This window comes from Lacinutrix sp. MEBiC02595, from assembly GCF_053601555.1.
Window position 1 is genome coordinate 16,625 of sequence record NZ_JBSHNU010000147.1, and the last position, 19,007, is coordinate 35,631.

The window sequence follows — 19,007 nt, forward strand, 5'->3', positions numbered from 1 at the left end:
TACAGGATTATAAAAAAATAGTATCTTACCACATTATAAAAAACAGCAAAAATAACTATGAAGAAATTTATCTTTTTACTTCTTCTTATTCCATATTTCACCTTTTCACAAGAAGATTCTTTTTTCGAAAAGCCTCCGGTTTTTCCAAATTGTGAATCTGTAGAAATAGATGCCCTTCAGAATTGTTTTGATACGAATGTGTTAAACCATATTTACAATAGTTTTAAAACACCAGAAATCGTTTCCGAAGAAAAGTATAGCGGAGAAGTTGTGGTGCTTTTTGAAGTAGATAAAGAAGGTGCTTTTCGTGTTATTTATGTAGATGCTATGTATGACGACTTAAAGGACGAAGCTACTCGTGTTTTTGATGCGTTGCCTAAAATTAAACCAGGAACTTATAATGGTAAACCTACATATAAGCAGTATTCCCTTCCTATTCAAATACCTATTATAAATCAAACGGTTCCAGCTAAAGCGGTTACTAAAGAAGTAACAAAACTATCTATTGAAGAAGCTATTAAAACGGAATATGATAGTGTGAATAAAAAACTGGTTCCATACACAAACAAAGAATTTACTAGCCAGTTAAATATACCCTTTACACATAGTGCATATGCTAAATTTGATAGAAATATCAATCTAGTTGGTACAAATAGCCATACCGCTTCTAAGCCTTTTGTGTATGAAGAGGTATCTAAATATTACGATTTTCAAGGAGAAAAAGAAAAATTACAAAAAGGAAAAGAAACGCTGTTGTCTAGAAAACTATGGAACGAACATTTAGTGCGCTACCAAGCAGAAAACTATTGGTTTACTATAGATCCTATTTTTGATTTTGAAGTCGGTAAAGACACAGAAGCAGATTTTAGCTCGACATATAATAATACAAGAGGACTTTATATTCAAGGAGGATTAGGAGATAAGTTTAGTTTTTATGCTTCGGTGTATGAAAGTCAAGGACGCTTTGCACAATACTACAATCAATATGCAGAATCTATAAAAGCATCGGATGAAGTTGCTATAATTCCAGGAAGAGGAATTGCAAAACGTTTTAAAAAGGATGCTTATGATTACCCAGTTGCTGAAGCATATTTATCCTATGCACCAACCGATTTTTTAAACGTGCAATTTGGTCATGGTAAAAACTTTATTGGGGACGGATATCGTTCCTTGTTTTTAAGTGATGTTGCTAGTCCTTCACCATTTTTAAAGATTAACACGAAATTCTGGAAAATTAAATATACCAATACTTGGATGTGGCTAAAGGATGTTACACCAGCAGGAACAGATGAAGATGGTGCTTATTTAAGTAAATATATGGCAACGCATTTTTTAAGTTGGAATGCCACAAAACGTTTAAATATTGGTTTTTTTGAATCTATTGTTTGGGCAAAATCCCAAAACAGAGGTTTTGATGTAAATTACTTGAATCCTATTATTTTTTATCGTGCTATCGAGTTTGAAACTGGGCAAGATGCAGGAAATGCTATTATGGGTTTATCAGGAAAATATAAAATTAACGATAACATCAATGCATACAGTCAATTTGTGTTAGATGAGTTTTCGTTAAGTGATATTACTGGAGGCGAAAAAAGTTGGAAAAACAAATTTGGTTACCAACTAGGACTAAAATATTACAACGCTTTTAAAGTAGATAATCTTTTATTACAAGCAGAATACAATAGAGTGCGACCATATACCTATTCTCACAATACTACCTTTTTAAACTATGGACATAACAACCAATCTATGGCGCATCTTTGGGGAGCAAATTTTAGTGAATTAGTACTTATTGGTCGTTACAATTACAAACGCTGGTTTGCAAATGCAAAAATGGTTTTAGGTTCTCGTGGTTTAGATTTTGATAATGGTATTAGTTATGGTAGTAATATTTACGAAAGCTATACCGACAGACCAGGAAATACAGGGATTACTGTAGCACAAGGAAACAAGACCAAAACGTTTTATACCAACCTGCAAGCGGGTTACTTAATAAATCCTGCGACCAATCTAAAAATATTTGCAGATATAAGTGTTAGAGATTTTAATCCGGAAGCGCAAACAACCACTACATTTAAGAATAATACAGTATGGTTTAATTTCGGAATTAGAACCGACTTATTTAACTGGTATTTTGATTTGTAGTCTAGTTCCTGCGAAGGCAGGAATCTCATAGTTATGTATTTCGTTCTATTACAACAACCTTCACGTAAACCCTTTTAATTTACGGTTTTACCGTAACGCCTTTTGCTGTTTTTCGATGAACTGCACACATTCTTGAAAAAAGCCTTTGTTAAATTGTTTTTTTTTTTTTTCATATTTGAGTAATAAATTTTTAGGCTTAATAAATAGACGTATTTAAAAGCTGAAATTTATTTCAAACTTTCCCTAAGAAAATATAATTAATAGTAAGTAAACAAAAGCATCTCGTTTTTGTTTGGCAAACCTATTGTTTAATATATTTAAGAATTGGTAAAAAAAATGAAAAACATTTTAAAAACAAGCATTAAGATTATAGTGCTATTTTTTGCTTTAACGTTGGTTAATTGTGAGAAGGATGATTAATTTAAAGAAAATACTTCGCAAAACGAAAACACAAATAAAGTACTTGTAAAAAGAGTAACACTTAATGAAATTAAAGAGAACAGTGAGTTAAACAATACATTTTATAAGATTAATAAGTATTTAGATGTAAGCAAAATCAATACTGTTAATTCAAAAATTAACGCTTCAGATGGTAGTTTTGTGATTTTAACAGATGAAATAGTGCAAACCGTAACGGATAATTCTGAAGCTTATACCTTTAAAATAGAAACGCCTATACATTCAGAGGCTACTTTCGAGAATTTAATAATTGAAAAACGAGCGAATCAAGAAGTTTTTCATTTTTATTTTTATATTTATAGTTATATAACGATATTGTTTTCAGATAATACAGAGTATTCATTACTTATTTCTATAAAAGAAATTGATAGTGATTTAATAAATATGGATAATTTTTATAATTCTATAAATGCTACTAAGATGATGATGATAGATGGTTGTTTGGTTTCTGTAGATGATCTGGGAAATGAAGATGTAATTTGGTGTTTGGGTTCTCAAGGTGGTAGTGGTTCGGGAGGTTTTGGCATTGGAGTAAATGGTTCTTCTTCTTCTTCTTCTTCTTCTTCTTCTTCTTCAAACTATACAGGAAGTTGGTTTTACATGCAAAATAGTAATGGTTCTTGTAATAGGACTATTACACTATTGATGCTGGAAATCCAAGCCCAACTAATCCAACTAGCCCAACCAGTCATCCAATAGTACAAACAGAATACAATGTAGAATGTCCTAGTTACATGAACGATAATCAAGACCCACTTCATAATGATGATTTTGTTCCAACAGATTTTGGTGGCTCTACAAATAATAACTCATCTACTGTAGCAACACTAACCCCAAAAACTGTAGATTATAAAAAAAAGATAATTGATTGTTTAGGTGCTTCTCTAGATCCAGATGCAGAACTTTGGCTACAATCAACTTCAAATTTTCATAATATGAGAAGTATTTCTATCTATTTAAGAAATAATTCGCCTAATAGTAATACTTGCCCAAGTCTAGAAGTTCTTGCTTTTGCTGAAAAAGCTATGGAGGCAATGAATGAAGGTGGTGAAGTTGATATGCCAAATAAAATCATTTTAGATTCAACTTTTGTAAATAATGTTCAATTAAAATGTGTATATGATAAGTTGGTAAAAGATAATAGTGCTCTTTTTAAAAGTACTGTGGGTGCTTTTATTAACGATCCAAAATTTAACCTTACTTTTAAAGTTGGGAATTGTGTCTTAACAGATGATCAATGTACTGATGATAGTGACCCTTTTAATATTGTTATTACTTTTGAAGATGTAAATACTAACCCAATCGAAATGGCACAAGCTATATTACACGAGTCAATTCATGCCGAAATAGCTAGGTTTGTGAAGCTATTTCAGTCAGGAGTTGATGTGAATAATAGGTCGCGTTTGTTTCAGTTATATGCTTACTATAAAAACTATACAGATGCAGTAGATCCTGGTTTTAATTGGGACAATGCTGCTGACCATCAATATATTATTGAAAACTATATTAACAAAATAGCATTAGCATTAAGACAATTTGATAATAATAGATATCCCCTAGCTAATTACAAAGATTATGCTTGGGATGGTTTAAGAGCCTATGATTATCGAGGTGTACTTACAGATGCCGAAGAAAATAACAATATTAATCTGCGAGTAACACAAACCAATCTTAACATTCAAGTCTGTAACTAAATGAAACAGTTTTTATTTGTATTCGGTATATTTTTGCTTTTTTTTTCTTGTAAAGAACAAGATAATTTCTTAGAACAGAATACCGAAAGTTTAATCTCTTACATTATTAATGTAAAAGCTTATCCACTACCTCCACTGCCACCATTGCCGTCAGATACTATAAGTAGTTGGAAAATATCGGCAAAAGTAATAGATTCTTTACGTGACTTAAAATTGAGGGTTGGAGTTTACCCTATTCTTGAAAAGCCTATTCTTAACAATATATTAAATCTTGAAGGTGTTGATATTGAATTTACGGATTTAATAGAAAACTTTAATATTATTGAAGTTAATAACAACATTAATATAGAAAAAATTAATGCAAATAGTAGGCATGTTATTACAGTCGCTGATACATTAGTTTTGAAAAAATCAAAAAATTGGAAAGATTATGATCTGTTATTTAGATTTTCTAATATATCTTTTAATGATTCTTTTAATAAGGCAGCATTGAGATTAGGAATAGGTAGAAGTTCTTTAGGTGGTAGTGGAGGTCTTTATTTATTTAAAAAAGATAACACTAACAATTGGCAGATGGTAAAGTATTATCAATTAGAGGAATGGGAGTATTAAGTTGTCTAGATTCTATTTCTTTTTTTAATATTTTTTTAAAAAAACTCTTAGTAAATCAAAATGCAATGAAAAACATACTTATTATATGTATTCTTTTTAGTTCTTTTCCCTCGCTAGCGCTCGTTAATAACGAGTGCTCCTAAAGTTTATTAAAAAGGAATAAAGAGGTTGTCTTTTGTTATTACATTTTTTGAAAAATATTAATTGTTTTGTTGTTGTATGCACTCGTCAAAGACGAGCGCTAGCGTGGGTGGTCATTTGTTCTGAGTTCCATAATGACTATTGGTTTTTCATGACAATGAATGCTCCTTATGCAGGGAATCATCCAGTAAGTGGAACTCGACAATTTGGTTATGAACAAAACAATGATGGTTCATATAACTTTTTTGTTAGAGGTGTAGATCGATTTAATTCGTATATTTTATCAGATGTTGCTCAAGCTATGACTGATACAGACCCTTTTCTTGCTGCTGATTTAATGTGGTATTCATTACAAAAGAACATGGATAATTTTGTTAATAGTTATGGAGGAGCTTCATCTATAGGTGAATCAATAACAGATAATAGAGTTGATTGGCAGAAAGTTAAAGATGTATTATTAGGTAACCGACCAATTAGTGTTTTTGGATGTAACTAAAAAAGTGATTATTATGAATATAAAAAATTATCAAAAATTAAGTTTTTTCTATTATTTATTCCTTGTTATCGTATTTTGTATGACGACTGTTTCTGCAAAAAATATTGTGAAACTTCTGAATTTTGAAGATCTTGAAAAGGTTTATTTTTACTCATATTATCCAATTGTTTTATATGTAGTCATCATTTTTATTTTAATCATTTTCATAACACTTTTTTATTTTGACGTTAAAAGAAAATTTTTCAAAAATATTAAGAAAAGAAGCTTATATCTAATTTTAATGTTTGTGTTTTTATTAGTTATTTTGTTTTATAGAACATAAAATAATTAAATATGTAATAAGAAATCTAGAGATATTTTTATAATAAAAACCTTTTATGTTAATAGCTATATAGAAAATCTTTTAAAATACAATTTGATTTTTTACTACCTATAATTTAAAAACTCACATTAAAGATTTAATACAAACTAATCTCGAAAAAACCACAAACTAAAACCTTGTGGTTTTTTCTTTTTAAATATCGTTTTATAAAGTATCTTTGCACTCGCAAAACAAAGCGTTTTATTTGAGCACAACAGCCACATCTACAGTACAGCATTTAATAATTTCAGATTTTAAAGAAATTACTAAAATGCGTTTGGCATTAAGTGTCGTGTTTTCTTCGGTTGCAGGATATTTGTTAGGCGTTGAAACCGTAGACTATACCACACTTTCCCTCGCTAGCGCTCGTTAGTAACGAGTGCTCCTAAAGTTTATTAAAAAGGAATAAAGAGGTTGTCTTTTGTTATTACATTTTTTGAAAAATATTAATTGTTTTGTTGTTGTATGCACTCGTCAAAGACGAGCGCTAGCGTGGGCAGGAATGAATAGTATTACACAACAATACTGTAAAGATATTACAAAAGGATCTTTTTATAATACTCCAGCTATGCCTTTAATAAATACAGGAAATAATACGCCTTTAGAACTTAATAATAAATGTTTAGATGAGCAAAATAATACCAGTGATGCGCAAGGAGATGATTGTTAGATTAACTATAGCTTTACTAGCATGCTTTTGTTGTTTTTCTTGCAATAAAATAGGAGCTGATGAACAACTGCTAAACATTATAATAAAAGAGAGTAATTTCTCAATAAAGGACTCTATATTTTTTGATAAAAAGAGTACAAATAAAAAAGCAGTTACTTTTTTTGAAAGACGAAAATCTAAAAACATGGCATTTAAGCATATTTATAAAGAGGAGTATAATAATAAAATTCACGATTCTGTTTATAGAGAAATAGACTCGGTATTACATATAGAACTACCCATAAAAAGGAATAATTATATTATGAACGGTAAAGGGATTAGTGAAATTGCAGAAATTTTTTTAAAAGATTCTTTCAATTATAAAGATGTGGCTATTAAAAATTGGAATCTAAATAATAATATGGAAACAGTTTTTGTTAAGGAAAAAATACAACATGGACGTAGTATTAACATTTCAAAACCTGTATATAACTTAACAAAAGATAAGGCTATTGTTTATAAAAAATTAGGTGGTAATTATTTAGAAACAACACTTTATTTTTTAAAAAAAACGAAGGAAAAGTGGGTAGTGATTTATAAAGAAACTCGCAATGGTTTTTTTTAAATAGAAAAGCCAAATCTAGATTAGTTACTTACTACAACTATATATGTAAATTAGTATGAAAAACCCACAAACTAAAACCTTGTGGTTTTTTCTTTTTAAATATCGTTTTATAAAGTATCTTTGCACTCGCAAAACAAAGCGTTTTATTTGAGCACAACAGCCACATCTACAGTACAGCATTCAATAATTTCAGATTTTAAAGAAATTACTAAAATGCGTTTGGCATTAAGTGTCGTGTTTTCTTCGGTTGCAGGATATTTGTTAGGCGTTGAAACCGTAGACTATACCACACTTACTCTTTTAGCCTTTGGAGGTTATTTTATGGTTGGTGCATCTAATGCGTTCAACCAAATTATAGAGAAAGATCTAGATGCTTTAATGGATAGAACCAAAGACAGGCCAGTTGCAGCAGGACGAATGTCTGTGAATACTGCCTTTGTAATTGCTTCTATTTTTACCATTTTAGGAATTGCTATTTTATATATCATAAACCCGCAAACAGCAATGTTTGGCGCAATCTCTATATTCTTATACGTTTGTGTTTATACGCCGTTAAAAACAAAAACACCATTATCTGTTTTTGTAGGTGCTATTCCAGGAGCAATCCCATTTATGTTAGGTTGGGTTGCTGCAACAAACGATTTTGGTATCGAGCCAGGAACTTTATTTGCAATCCAGTTCTTTTGGCAATTCCCACATTTTTGGGCCATTGGTTGGTTTTTATTCGACGATTATAAAAAAGGAGGTTTCTTTATGTTGCCAACAAGAAAACGCGATAAAGGTACAGCAGTGCAAACTATTGTGTATACCGTTTGGATGATTTTAGCCTCGCTAATTCCAGCATTTGGCTTTACAGGAAAATTATATTTAACACCAATTTCGGCAATTATAGTTGGTCTTTTAGGCTTAGGTATGCTATATTTTGCTTTTCAATTATTTAAAAAAATGACAACACAAGCAGCAAAAACATTAATGATTGCTAGTGTTTCTTATATTACATTGCTACAAATAGTATATGTATTAGATAAATTTATACGTTAATCATGGATTTAACTCAAGGTACTTTAAAAGAAAAACAGGGCAGAGCAAAGAAGATGATGCTTTGGTTTGGTATAATTTCATTAGTGATGTCTTTTGCAGGATGGACCAGTGCTTTTGTAGTAAGTAGTTCTAGACCAGACTGGTTAAAGGATTTTGTGCTACCAAATGCTTTTATTATTAGTACTGTTGTAATTATATTAAGTAGTATTACATTCCTTTTAGCAAAACGTGCTTTAAAAAATAATAACAGACAACAGACTACTATTTTATTATTAACCACTTTAGTTTTAGGGTTAATTTTTATTTTTAATCAATTTACCGGCTTTCAGCAAATCATAGATTTAGGGTATAATTTTACTGGTCCTACTAGTAATGTTACCATGTCTTATATCTATTTAATAGCAATGGTGCACATTTTGCACGTTGTTGTTGGTCTGTTTTGCTTGTTGGTCGTAATTTATAATCATTTTAAACAAAAGTACAATGCTACCAATATGCTAGGCTTCGAGCTAGCTGCAACCTTTTGGCATTTTATTGATATACTTTGGGTATATCTCTTTTTGTTTTTATATTTTGTAAGATAATTTTAACGCTTTTTTAAGGTTCTTTTTTAGCGTATTAGCTAAAGCTTGCTTAGAGTCCTTTAAAATTTAGTGTTGTATGTTTCGTTAGAAAAATAAAATGATTATTTTTGTGCAACTTTAATAACTAAACCAATTATATGAATACTACAGTAGCTACTGGAACAGAAGGTAAAACTTGGGGTGGAGGCAACAAACCTCTAACAGCAAGTTATGGAAAGATGATGATGTGGTTTTTCATCGTTTCCGATGCATTAACCTTCTCAGCGTTTTTAGCAGCCTATGGCTTCTCAAGATTTAAATTTATTGATTCTTGGCCAATTGCAGATGAAGTGTTTACTCACTTTCCTTTCTTACATGGTGTAGAAGCACCAATGTATTATGTTGCTTTCATGACATTTGTACTTATTATGTCGTCTGTAACTATGGTGCTTGCAGTGGATGCCGGTCATCACATGAATAAAGCAAAAGTTACTATTTACATGTTTTTAACGGTAATTGGTGGTGTTATATTTGTTGGATCTCAAGCATGGGAATGGAACACTTTTATTAAAGGTGAATTTGGAGCGGTACAAACAAAAGGTGGGAACATTTTACAGTTTGTAGATACGGATGGTCATAGAGTAGCTGTGGCAGATTTTGCTAAATTAGAAGCAGGAACAAGAACGCAACACGAAAGTAAAAACGGTTTATGGTTTGAAAGTGAAAGTGCTTTACCTGCATATACAATGTCCGAAATTACTAAAGGTTTAGAAGCGCATCCAGATGTTTTAGTAAGAACACAAATTATTAATGCAGAAGGTAAAAAGACCGTCTTATCTAGAGAAGAGTCTATAAGTCAACTAAAAGATAACGGGGTATTATTTGTGCAAGGAGCAAACCTTCATGTAAATGAATATGGAGCGCCATTATTTGCAGACTTCTTTTTCTTTATAACAGGTTTTCACGGTTTTCACGTATTTTCGGGAGTAGTACTTAATATCATTATTTTCTTTAATGTAATTTTAGGAACATATGAAAGACGTAAAAGCTACGAAATGGTCGAAAAGGTTGGACTTTACTGGCACTTTGTAGATTTAGTTTGGGTATTTGTATTTACATTCTTCTACCTAGTTTAATTAATTAAAAATTTATTTTTCATTTCCGTTACCTAGGAAATCTAAAAACATATATAATGGCACACGAACATAAATTAGAAATATTTAGAGGTTTAGTTAAATTTAAATCGAACACTTCAAAAATTTGGGGAGTATTAGCTTTCTTAACACTTGTTACTGTAATTGAAGTAGCGTTAGGTATTGCAAAACCAGAAGCTTTAATGGGTAAGTTTTTAGGAATGAAAATCTTAAACTGGATATTCATTATATTAACTATTGTAAAAGCATATTACATCACGTGGGATTTTATGCACATGCGTGATGAAGTAAAAGCGTTAAGACGTATGGTAGTATGGACTGCAGTATTCTTAATATTATACCTTGTATTCATTCTTTTACAAGAAGGAGGTTATATAGAATCTGTATATTCTTCAGGTTTTATTAAAAACGATTTTTAACACAAAATCTTTCAGTTAAATTATATATAAAAGGCGGTTATTAAACCGTCTTTTTTTATTTTTGTACTATGAACAAAAAGCTGATTAAAAGAAATGTGATTCTTGGAATTTTATTCTTCCTTCCAGTATTATTTCTATTATTTTTATATCCTGCAAAACACAACTATATTGCTTTAGATATTTTAGAGGAAAATGTTTTAGACATTGCTTCTTTTACTTCCACAGAAAACGAAAAAGTTTTACTTAAAGATCATATAACTATTTTAGGGTTTTTAGGTAATAATCCAATGGATAAACTTACTGCTATGTCTAACTTGAAAGAGTTGATGTACGATAAGTTTAAAGGTTTTAAAAAGTTTCAGATTGTTATGGTGGTTCCAAATAACGCTAAAGCGGAAGTAGAACAACTAAAAAGCGAGCTAAGTAAATACGACTATTTAGAATATTGGAAATACGTTTCGGCTTCCGATAAAGAAATTCAAAAATTATATAAAAGCTTACGTTTAATTAGTGATCTAGATGCAAATCTAGCAACCGATGATGTGGTTATTATTGATAAAGAATTAAACTTAAGAGGAAGAATAGATGATAGAGCAGATTATGAAAAGCAAAAGAATAGGCCTGCATATCAAATGAAATCATACGATTGTATTGAGGTTGCTGAGTTGAAAAATAAGATGAGCGAAGATGTAAGAATTCTTTTTACAGAATATCGACAAAAACGAAAAGGAAACTTTAGTTCGGAAACCAGAAGAGCTAACGATTTAAAAAATGTATCAGAATAAGATATATTTATTCTGAAGATGTGCCGCATAGTATGTATTACAATTGGAGAGAAGGATATTAATTAGTACAATTTTCCTGTAAGGTTTTTAAAACTTTGCAGGTCTTATATAAAAAAAGAACATGAGCAAAAAATCAAATTATTCATATATAGGTATCGCATTAACTGTTTTAGTTTTCGGAATTATTTTTATTCCTAAAATAGTAGATAGAGTGACAAGTAATGACATCACTAGAGAAGAAAGCAGAAGTGTTAGTGTGTCTAATGAAGATCGAACGATGCGAACGTCAGATTTAGCTTTTCTAGAAATAAATGGAGAAGCAAAAAAAGTACCTAGCTTTAGTTTTGCAAATCAAGATGGTAAAATGATTACCAATGAAGATTATCTTGGTAAAGTGTACGTTATTGAGTTTTTCTTCACAACCTGTCCTACTATTTGTCCTAGAATGAGTAGTAACTTGGTAGAGATTCAAAATACGTTTCCAGATAATAGAAACTTTGGTGTAGCCTCATTTACAATTAATCCCGCACATGATACACAAGAAGTATTAAAGGCGTATGCCGAAAAATATAAAATGACTAATCCGAATTGGCATTTAATGACAGGAGATCAAGAAGCAATCTATAAACTAGCGAACCAAGGTTTTAATTTATACACCGCAGAAGAGGAAGAAGCGGAAGGAGGTTTTGAGCATTCAGGGAACTTTGCGCTAGTAGATAAAAATGGTTTTATTCGTTCTAGAATAGTAAACGGGAATCCTGTTATTTATTATAACGGTATGATCTCTGAAGAAGAAGGAGTAGATGATGATGGTCAAGCGCAACAAATAACAATGCTTAAAGAAGATATCAATAAACTACTAAGCGAGTAATAATTAACCCAACTTCAAGTGTTTTGTGAAGAGCGCTTAAATTGTATCGAGAAACCACTGGTTTCCAAGAATGATAAATGGTATCGAGAAGAAATTATGGAAAATATAGAAAACGAAAAAAAGTATAATAAGTGGATCGTTGTTCTATCCATTGCAATTCCTATTGTAGTTGCCATTCTATTTGGTGTTAAAATACCAAATGTAGAGCCGTTATCCTTTTTACCTCCTATTTATGCTACAATAAACGGATTCACTGCAGTGATTTTAGTGGCTGCATTTTTAGCTATTAAAAAGAAAAACATTGTCCTTCATGAAAATCTAATGACCACCGCTGTAATGTGTTCTGCAGTGTTTTTAGTGCTGTATGTCGCATATCATATGACTAGTGATTCCACTAAATTTGGAGGGGAAGGAATCATTAAATATGTGTATTACTTTATACTTATTACGCACATTTTATTATCCATTATTATCATTCCTTTTGTGTTAATTACTTTTGTTAGAGCAATTACCAAAAATTTTGAAAGACATAAAAAAATAGCACGTATCACTTTTCCATTATGGTTATATGTTGCCGTTACAGGAGTTATTGTGTATCTTATGATTTCACCTTATTATATTTAAATTGGTTGTTCCGTTTGGTTTGATGAAGCAGCTTTTATTACAATAGTTATGAAACAAAAAGTATTCTTTTTTATTTTCTCTGTTCTCTTTTTTCTAGAGACAAACGCGCAATGTGCCATGTGTAGAGCAGTTTTAGAAAGCGAAGATGGTTTAGTAACCGCTGAAGGTGTAAATGATGGTATTGTTTATCTTATGGCTATTCCATATATCATGGTTGGTGGTATCGCTTTTTTTATCTACCGAAAATTTTCTACTACAAAAACCGATTAATTTTGTTTTTCTGTAACATTTCTTTCTTTTAGCAGTCTTACTACTATAGCATTATTATTTCTTAACAGTTTGTTAGGATAAATCATTTCAAGGTTTATGTAATATTGTAGTGCTAATCAATCATCAATCAATCATCATGATAGAAATCAAAGATTTACACAAGTCTTATCATATGGGGAGTAATTCTCTTCACGTTTTAAAAGGTATTAATTTTAGTGTGAAAGAAGGAGAACTTGTCTCTATAATGGGGTCTTCAGGATCTGGAAAATCTACCTTACTTAATATTTTAGGTATGCTAGATGAAGCAGACGAAGGATCTTACACATTAGGTAATGTTCCAATCAAAAATCTGAATGAAAAAATAGCAGCAAACTATAGAAATAAGTTTTTAGGATTCATCTTTCAATCCTTCAATTTAATAAACTACAAATCTGCATTAGATAACGTTGCATTACCTTTATACTACCAAGGTGTAAAACGTAAAGAAAGAGCTGAAAAAGCAATGCACTATTTAGAAAAAGTAGGTTTGGCTGAATGGTCTCACCATTTACCAAGTGAACTTTCTGGTGGTCAAAAACAACGTGTTGCCATAGCAAGAGCATTAGCAAGTGATCCTAAAGTTTTATTAGCAGATGAGCCAACAGGTGCATTAGATACTAAAACTTCATATGAGGTGATGGATCTTATTCAAGGGATTAATGACGAAGGAAAAACCATACTTATCGTTACGCATGAGCCAGATATTGCACAAATGACAAAGCGTATTGTAAACCTAAAAGATGGTTTAATTATAGACGATAGTAAAGTAGAACAGGTAAGAGCTTCAGCACATGTTTGATCTAGAACGTTGGCAAGAAATATTTGATACCTTAAGTAAAAACAAGCTTCGTACTTTTTTAACAGGGCTTTCTGTGGCTTCTGGTATTTTTATATTAGTAATACTTTTAGGTTTTAGTACCGGAATTCAAAATGGTGTTCGGTCTCAGTTTTCAAGAGATGCAACCAATTTGGTGAGTATTTGGGCAGGAACAACTACTAAAGAATACAAAGGGCTAAATCCTGGAAGACGTATTCAATTAAAAAATGCTGATTTTAATGCCATATCCAATAAATATACAGATAATATAGAACATGAATCTTCTTTCTATACTATTTGGGGTGGATTAGTAAACTACAAAAAGGAATCTGGAAATTATAGAATTCAAGGAATTTTACCAGGAAATCAATTCATTGAAAATGCAGATGTAAGCCAAGGACGCTTTATCAATATTGCAGATGTAGATGGCTCTAAAAAAGTAGCAGTCATTGGTAATAAAGTCAGTCAAGACTTATTTAAAGGCGAAGACCCTATTAATAAAAATATATCCCTTTATGGTATTAGCTTTAAAGTAGTTGGCGTTTTTTATGATCCAGGAGGAGAACGTGATGAAAGTAAAGTTTTTCTACCATTATCGACAGCGCAATTAGCTTTTAATGGTGCAGACAATATTCGTAACATGAAGTTTACGTTAAAAATGGCGGATGACTTTGATCAAGCAGTTGCAGAATCGCAAGCTATTTCTGCTGCTATAGAAAACGAAATAAAGCTAAGACAAACTGTTGCTCCAGACGATACAAATGCAGTAAGAGTAAACAATACACTAGAAGAAGCAAAAAAAATATTCTCATTGATAGACACCATTGCAGCTGTTTTTTGGTTTGTAGGTATTGGTACTATTATAGCCGGAGTAGTTGGTGTTGGTAATATCATGCTTATTATAGTAAAAGAACGCACCAAAGAAATTGGTATACGTAAAGCACTTGGAGCACAACCTTGGTCTATTGTAGGTATGATCTTGCAAGAGTCTGTTTTTGTAACTATGTTTTCTGGTTTATTCGGACTTATTCTTGGTTTAGGTTTACTAGAACTAGTGGGCCCACTCATAGAAAGTGATTTTATAAAATATCCACAAGTAGATTTTAATACCGCAATAGCAACCGTTTTTATTTTAGTATTTGCAGGTGCTTTAGCAGGATTTATTCCAGCATATAGAGCCGCTAAAATTAGACCAATTGTAGCACTTAGAGACGAATAATATGTTTAGCAGAGATCGTTGGGACGAAATATTACAAGCACTTACAGCAAATAAGTTTAGAACTTTTTTGACTGCTTTTGGTGTGTTTTGGGGAATTACCATTCTAGTGCTACTTCTGGCATTAACAAATGGTTTGAGAAATGGGGTAACTGCAGATTTTGGAAACTTTGCCACAAACTCCATGTTTATGTGGACGCAAAGTACCACCAAAACGTATAAAGGTTTACCAAAAGGGAGACGTTTTAATTTTAAATTAGAAGATGTAGAAACACTGAAACGTGAAATACCTGCATTGCGATATGTTTCTCCTAGACACCAATTAGGTGGTTATAATGGTGCAAATAATGTGGTTAGAGGAACAAAAACAGGAGCGTTTACTATTTATGGTGACTATCCCGAATATATAAAACAACAACCTATGGATATTCTTCAAGGTCGTTTTATAAGTTATTCAGATATAGATAGCAAACGTAAAGTATGCGTTATTGGCGAAGATGTAGTGAAGGCTATGTATGATAAAGGCGAAGATGCACTTGGTACTTATGTTAAAGTGAATGGCGTAAACTTTTTAGTTATAGGAACTTTTAAAGCTTCCAATAGTGGCGATCAAGAAGAAGATGCAAATACTATTTTTATGCCTTTTACTACTTTCGGACAAGCTTTTAATAGGGGTGATAGTGTAGGTTGGATGGCAATTACGGCAAAAGATGGTACTAGTGTAACTTCTGTAAAAGCGAAGATTTTAGAATTAATGCGAGCGAGCCACAAAGTACATCCCGAGGATGAACGTGCTATTGGTAATTTCGATTTATCGGAAGCATTTGGTCGTGTTAACGGTCTGTTTTCTATACTAGGATTTGTAGGCTATTTTGTTGGTGCTTTGGTATTAATGTCCGGAATCATTGGTATTAGTAATATCATGCTTATTGTTGTTAAAGAACGCACAAGAGAAATTGGAGTAAGACGTGCTTTAGGTGCTTCACCTTGGACTATCAAATCACAAGTATTACAGGAAAGTTTATTGTTGACTATTATTTCGGGAATGGTAGGTATTTCTTTTGCAGCCTTTGTGATTTTTATAATGAATTATATTCTAGATCAAAGTGGTCCAGTAGATAACTTTGCAAATCCGAGTGTAAGTATGTCGGTAATATTTATAGCATTATTTATATTAGTAATTTCCGGTTTATTAGCAGGGCTAATTCCAGCAAATAGCGCAACAAAAATGAAACCAGTAGACGCTTTACGAATGGAGTAAAAGGTATTCCGTAAAGAAAAAATAAGAAATCAAATAATTAAAAAATCATCCAGAATGAATACGAAGGATGGTATACGTTACAATCAAAAAACAATAAATTAAAACTCATGAAAAGAACCAAAACTATAATCGTACTAGCAATTATTATTGCTGTTTTTGGGGCATCGCTATATTATTTATGGCAAAAAAATCAAGAAGATCCAGTTACTTATACCACAGATACTGCTAGTGAACAAACGATAACCGTAAAAACGGTAGCAACTGGAAGTATTGTCCCAAAAGATGAAGTTTTAATTAAATCGAATATTTCTGGAGTAGTAGAAGAAATATTTATCGAAGCTGGTGAATATGTTAAAGCAGGAGATTTAATTGCTAAAATTAGAGTAATTCCTAATGTGTCTTCTTTAACCAATGCAAAAGGTAGTATTGCTATTAATCAAACAGCATTACAAACTTCGCAAATAAACCTACAAACCCAAGAAGCAAGTTATAATCGCCAAAAGGCATTGTTTGATAAAGGTGTTATTTCTGCTAATGATTTTGAAGCTATTAATAATACCTATTTGCAAGCAAAACAAAGTGTGGAGCAAGCAAGAATTAATGTGAATACTGCAAGGCAAAATTACGATATTGTAAAAACGGGAACTACTTCTGGTTTAGGGAATATTGCGCAAACACAAGTAAGAGCTACGGTTTCAGGAATGGTTTTAGATGTTCCTGTAAAAGAAGGGAACCAAGTAATTGAAGCAAATAACTTTAATGAAGGGACTTCTATTGCATCACTTGCCGATGTGAAGAAAATGATTTTTGAAGGTAAAGTAGATGAAAGTGAGGTTGGTAAAATAAAAGAAGGTTTACCTTTAGAAATCACAGTTGGAGCAATTGAAGATACAAAATTTGACGCTGTTTTAGATTATATAGCGCCAAAAGGAGTTGCCGAAAATGGAGCCATTCAATTTGAAATAAAAGGAACGCTTCAAAAAATAGATTCTATTTTTATTAGAGCTGGCTTAAGTGCGAATGCATCTATTATTTTAGAAAAAGCGGAAAATGTACTAGCTATAAAAGAAGCATTAGTGCAATATGATGAGGAAACAAAAAAGCCTTTTGTAGAAATAGAATCTAGCGATCAAACTTTTGAGAAGAGAGATGTTGTGCTAGGTATTAGCGATGGTATTTTTGTAGAAGTAAAAAGTGGCGTTTCTAAGGAAGATAAAATAAAGGTTTGGAATCAAGTACAAGGTACTCCTAAATACGCACAAGAGAATTAATTTAAAATAACTGTAACACATTTACATTTATATAGACTTATACTTTAATTATGAAAAAACTTATTTTTATAGTGTTTGCTTTTTTAAGCATTTTAACACAAGCCCAAGAAAAACTATGGACGCTTCAAGAGTGTGTAACTTATGCGTTAGATAACAATATCTCTGTAAAGCAAAGTGAGTTAGATTTACAAAATGCGGAGATTAATAAAAAAGATGCTTTTGGTAATTTTTTGCCAAGTATCAATGGTTCTGGTTCGCATTCCTGGAATATTGGTTTAAACCAAAACATAACAACAGGTTTACTTGAAAACCAAACCACGCAATTTAGCTCGTTAGGATTAAATTCTAGTGTGGATATTTATAAAGGGTTAAGAAACTTCAATGAATTAAGACGTTCTAATCTTGAAATATTAGCTGGTCAATACCAATTAGATAATATAAAAGATAACATGTCGCTAAACATAGCGAATGCTTTTCTTCAAATACTATTTAATAAGGAACAACTAAAAGTATTGCAAGCACAACAAATAATCACCCAACAAGAATTACAACGTACTAATGATTTAGTAGAAGCAGGTTCTTTACCAAGAGGAGATTTGTTAGAAATTCAAGCTACAATAGCAACGCAAGAACAACAAGTGGTAGTGGCAGAAAATGCAATTTCATTATCTAAAATAAGTTTGGCACAATTGCTTTTATTAGAAGATTATGAAACTTTTGATATTGTAGATAATGCCTATGAAGTACCTCCAACTACAATTTTAAACGAGTCTCCTAAGACTATTATAGCAAAAGCTAAAGAAGCACGTTATGATATTAAAATTGCGGAAAACAATAGTGAAATTGCAGCATACAATCTTAAAATAGCAAAAGGAGCGCTACAACCTACACTTTCAGGTTTCTATAGTTATAGTACTAGAGCATCATATAGTGATCAGGTAACTGGTTTTAGTGTAGATGCTAGTAATCCATCAACAACTACGCAAATTGGTTTTGTAGAAGGTACAGGGCAATCTGTATTTAATACCTCTCCTAATCTTAATCCAGTATTAGGCGGTCCAGATCCAATCTTTGATCAGTTTAGCGCTAATGATGGTCATAATTTTGGAGTGCAATTAAGTATTCCTATCTTTAATGGCTTTGCAGTTAAAAATAATATCAGTAGAAGTAAAATAAATTTAGAGAGTACAAAGTATCAATTAAAACAAGCAAATCTAGATTTAGAAACGAACGTTTATCAAGCATATAATGATGCAAAAGGAAGTTTAAAAGCATATGAAGCAGCTTTAAAGACAGAAGATGCAAGAAGAGAAGCATTTAATTATTCGCAAGAAAGATATAATGTTGGTATGTTAAATGCTTTCGATTTTAGCCAATCTAAAAACAGATTGGAAAATGCAGAAAGTGAAGTAGTAAGAACCAAATACGATTATATATTTAAACTTAAAGTATTAGAATTCTATTTCGGAATTCCTATTACAGCATTAAACTAAC

The 19,007-nt window shown here is 31.4% G+C and carries 21 protein-coding genes; all 21 read left to right on the forward strand.

Annotation, left to right across the window (positions count from 1 at the left end):
• Window positions 1-57 precede the first annotated feature (57 nt).
• The 21 genes from ACVCZW_RS02245 to ACVCZW_RS02345 all read left to right on the forward strand — a co-directional run bounded on the left by ACVCZW_RS02245 (window position 58) and on the right by ACVCZW_RS02345 (window position 19,006).
• Window positions 58-2,145, forward strand: a complete 2,088-nt coding sequence (locus ACVCZW_RS02245; RefSeq protein WP_452231548.1) for a gliding motility protein RemB — start codon at window positions 58-60, stop codon at window positions 2,143-2,145.
• 600 nt (window positions 2,146-2,745) lie between these two features.
• A complete protein-coding gene (locus ACVCZW_RS02250) occupies window positions 2,746-3,303 on the forward strand; it encodes a hypothetical protein (protein WP_452231549.1) in 558 nt (185 codons plus the stop codon).
• A 35-nt stretch (window positions 3,304-3,338) separates the two neighbouring features.
• Window positions 3,339-4,298: a hypothetical protein gene (locus tag ACVCZW_RS02255; protein ID WP_452231550.1), complete on the forward strand. Its 960-nt coding sequence runs from the start codon at window positions 3,339-3,341 to the stop codon at window positions 4,296-4,298.
• Complete coding sequence (locus ACVCZW_RS02260; RefSeq protein WP_452230970.1) at window positions 4,299-4,910, forward strand: hypothetical protein; 612 nt, start codon at window positions 4,299-4,301, stop codon at window positions 4,908-4,910.
• Window positions 4,911-5,100: 190 nt separating this feature from the next.
• Window positions 5,101-5,547 carry a hypothetical protein gene (locus ACVCZW_RS02265; protein WP_452231551.1) on the forward strand — a complete coding sequence of 149 codons (447 nt, stop codon included), beginning with the start codon at window positions 5,101-5,103 and terminating at the stop codon, window positions 5,545-5,547.
• Window positions 5,548-6,113: 566 nt separating this feature from the next.
• Window positions 6,114-6,281 carry a hypothetical protein gene (locus tag ACVCZW_RS02270; protein ID WP_452231552.1) on the forward strand — a complete coding sequence of 56 codons (168 nt, stop codon included), beginning with the start codon at window positions 6,114-6,116 and terminating at the stop codon, window positions 6,279-6,281.
• Between the two features lie 129 nt (window positions 6,282-6,410).
• On the forward strand, window positions 6,411-6,578 hold the full coding sequence (locus ACVCZW_RS02275; RefSeq protein WP_452231553.1) for a hypothetical protein: 168 nt from the start codon (window positions 6,411-6,413) through the stop codon (window positions 6,576-6,578).
• Complete coding sequence (locus tag ACVCZW_RS02280) at window positions 6,535-7,182, forward strand: hypothetical protein (RefSeq protein ID WP_452231554.1); 648 nt, start codon at window positions 6,535-6,537, stop codon at window positions 7,180-7,182. The genes ACVCZW_RS02275 and ACVCZW_RS02280 overlap by 44 nt, the downstream gene beginning before the upstream one ends.
• Before the next feature lie 147 nt (window positions 7,183-7,329).
• Window positions 7,330-8,223: a heme o synthase gene (gene cyoE, locus ACVCZW_RS02285; protein WP_452231555.1), complete on the forward strand. Its 894-nt coding sequence runs from the start codon at window positions 7,330-7,332 to the stop codon at window positions 8,221-8,223.
• 2 nt (window positions 8,224-8,225) lie between these two features.
• Window positions 8,226-8,807 (forward strand): cytochrome c oxidase subunit 3, encoded by a 582-nt coding sequence (locus ACVCZW_RS02290; RefSeq protein ID WP_452231556.1) that lies wholly within the window; start codon window positions 8,226-8,228, stop codon window positions 8,805-8,807.
• 137 nt (window positions 8,808-8,944) lie between these two features.
• Window positions 8,945-9,922: a cytochrome c oxidase subunit 3 gene (locus tag ACVCZW_RS02295; protein ID WP_452230976.1), complete on the forward strand. Its 978-nt coding sequence runs from the start codon at window positions 8,945-8,947 to the stop codon at window positions 9,920-9,922.
• Window positions 9,923-9,978: 56 nt separating this feature from the next.
• Window positions 9,979-10,359: a cytochrome C oxidase subunit IV family protein gene (locus tag ACVCZW_RS02300; RefSeq protein ID WP_452230977.1), complete on the forward strand. Its 381-nt coding sequence runs from the start codon at window positions 9,979-9,981 to the stop codon at window positions 10,357-10,359.
• 68 nt (window positions 10,360-10,427) lie between these two features.
• Complete coding sequence (locus ACVCZW_RS02305; RefSeq protein ID WP_452230978.1) at window positions 10,428-11,144, forward strand: hypothetical protein; 717 nt, start codon at window positions 10,428-10,430, stop codon at window positions 11,142-11,144.
• 121 nt (window positions 11,145-11,265) lie between these two features.
• Window positions 11,266-12,015, forward strand: coding sequence for an SCO family protein (locus ACVCZW_RS02310; RefSeq protein WP_452230979.1), 750 nt, complete (start codon window positions 11,266-11,268; stop codon window positions 12,013-12,015).
• Window positions 12,016-12,111: 96 nt separating this feature from the next.
• Window positions 12,112-12,639: a DUF420 domain-containing protein gene (locus ACVCZW_RS02315; RefSeq protein WP_452230980.1), complete on the forward strand. Its 528-nt coding sequence runs from the start codon at window positions 12,112-12,114 to the stop codon at window positions 12,637-12,639.
• 48 nt (window positions 12,640-12,687) lie between these two features.
• Window positions 12,688-12,909: a hypothetical protein gene (locus ACVCZW_RS02320; RefSeq protein WP_452230981.1), complete on the forward strand. Its 222-nt coding sequence runs from the start codon at window positions 12,688-12,690 to the stop codon at window positions 12,907-12,909.
• Between the two features lie 136 nt (window positions 12,910-13,045).
• Window positions 13,046-13,747 (forward strand): ABC transporter ATP-binding protein, encoded by a 702-nt coding sequence (locus tag ACVCZW_RS02325; protein ID WP_452230982.1) that lies wholly within the window; start codon window positions 13,046-13,048, stop codon window positions 13,745-13,747.
• A complete protein-coding gene (locus ACVCZW_RS02330) occupies window positions 13,740-14,984 on the forward strand; it encodes an ABC transporter permease (protein ID WP_452230983.1) in 1,245 nt (414 codons plus the stop codon). The genes ACVCZW_RS02325 and ACVCZW_RS02330 overlap by 8 nt, the downstream gene beginning before the upstream one ends.
• A 1-nt stretch (window position 14,985) precedes the next feature.
• The gene (locus tag ACVCZW_RS02335) at window positions 14,986-16,242 is read left to right on the forward strand and encodes an ABC transporter permease (RefSeq protein ID WP_452230984.1); all 1,257 of its coding nucleotides are present in this window, start codon (window positions 14,986-14,988) and stop codon (window positions 16,240-16,242) included.
• A 107-nt stretch (window positions 16,243-16,349) separates the two neighbouring features.
• The gene (locus tag ACVCZW_RS02340; RefSeq protein WP_452231557.1) at window positions 16,350-17,513 is read left to right on the forward strand and encodes an efflux RND transporter periplasmic adaptor subunit; all 1,164 of its coding nucleotides are present in this window, start codon (window positions 16,350-16,352) and stop codon (window positions 17,511-17,513) included.
• Window positions 17,514-17,563: 50 nt separating this feature from the next.
• A complete protein-coding gene (locus tag ACVCZW_RS02345; RefSeq protein ID WP_452230986.1) occupies window positions 17,564-19,006 on the forward strand; it encodes a TolC family protein in 1,443 nt (480 codons plus the stop codon).
• Window position 19,007: the final 1 nt, after the last annotated feature.

Coding starts and splice junctions, on each gene's coding strand:
- ACVCZW_RS02245 (WP_452231548.1), top strand. CDS start 58: ATGAAGAAATTTATCTTTTTACTTCTTCTTATTCCATATTTCACCTTT.
- ACVCZW_RS02255 (WP_452231550.1), top strand. CDS start 3,339: ATGAACGATAATCAAGACCCACTTCATAATGATGATTTTGTTCCAACA.
- ACVCZW_RS02260 (WP_452230970.1), top strand. CDS start 4,299: ATGAAACAGTTTTTATTTGTATTCGGTATATTTTTGCTTTTTTTTTCT.
- ACVCZW_RS02275 (WP_452231553.1), top strand. CDS start 6,411: ATGAATAGTATTACACAACAATACTGTAAAGATATTACAAAAGGATCT.
- ACVCZW_RS02280 (WP_452231554.1), top strand. CDS start 6,535: ATGAGCAAAATAATACCAGTGATGCGCAAGGAGATGATTGTTAGATTA.
- ACVCZW_RS02290 (WP_452231556.1), top strand. CDS start 8,226: ATGGATTTAACTCAAGGTACTTTAAAAGAAAAACAGGGCAGAGCAAAG.
- ACVCZW_RS02295 (WP_452230976.1), top strand. CDS start 8,945: ATGAATACTACAGTAGCTACTGGAACAGAAGGTAAAACTTGGGGTGGA.
- ACVCZW_RS02300 (WP_452230977.1), top strand. CDS start 9,979: ATGGCACACGAACATAAATTAGAAATATTTAGAGGTTTAGTTAAATTT.
- ACVCZW_RS02305 (WP_452230978.1), top strand. CDS start 10,428: ATGAACAAAAAGCTGATTAAAAGAAATGTGATTCTTGGAATTTTATTC.
- ACVCZW_RS02310 (WP_452230979.1), top strand. CDS start 11,266: ATGAGCAAAAAATCAAATTATTCATATATAGGTATCGCATTAACTGTT.
- ACVCZW_RS02315 (WP_452230980.1), top strand. CDS start 12,112: ATGGAAAATATAGAAAACGAAAAAAAGTATAATAAGTGGATCGTTGTT.
- ACVCZW_RS02320 (WP_452230981.1), top strand. CDS start 12,688: ATGAAACAAAAAGTATTCTTTTTTATTTTCTCTGTTCTCTTTTTTCTA.
- ACVCZW_RS02325 (WP_452230982.1), top strand. CDS start 13,046: ATGATAGAAATCAAAGATTTACACAAGTCTTATCATATGGGGAGTAAT.
- ACVCZW_RS02330 (WP_452230983.1), top strand. CDS start 13,740: ATGTTTGATCTAGAACGTTGGCAAGAAATATTTGATACCTTAAGTAAA.
- ACVCZW_RS02335 (WP_452230984.1), top strand. CDS start 14,986: ATGTTTAGCAGAGATCGTTGGGACGAAATATTACAAGCACTTACAGCA.
- ACVCZW_RS02340 (WP_452231557.1), top strand. CDS start 16,350: ATGAAAAGAACCAAAACTATAATCGTACTAGCAATTATTATTGCTGTT.
- ACVCZW_RS02345 (WP_452230986.1), top strand. CDS start 17,564: ATGAAAAAACTTATTTTTATAGTGTTTGCTTTTTTAAGCATTTTAACA.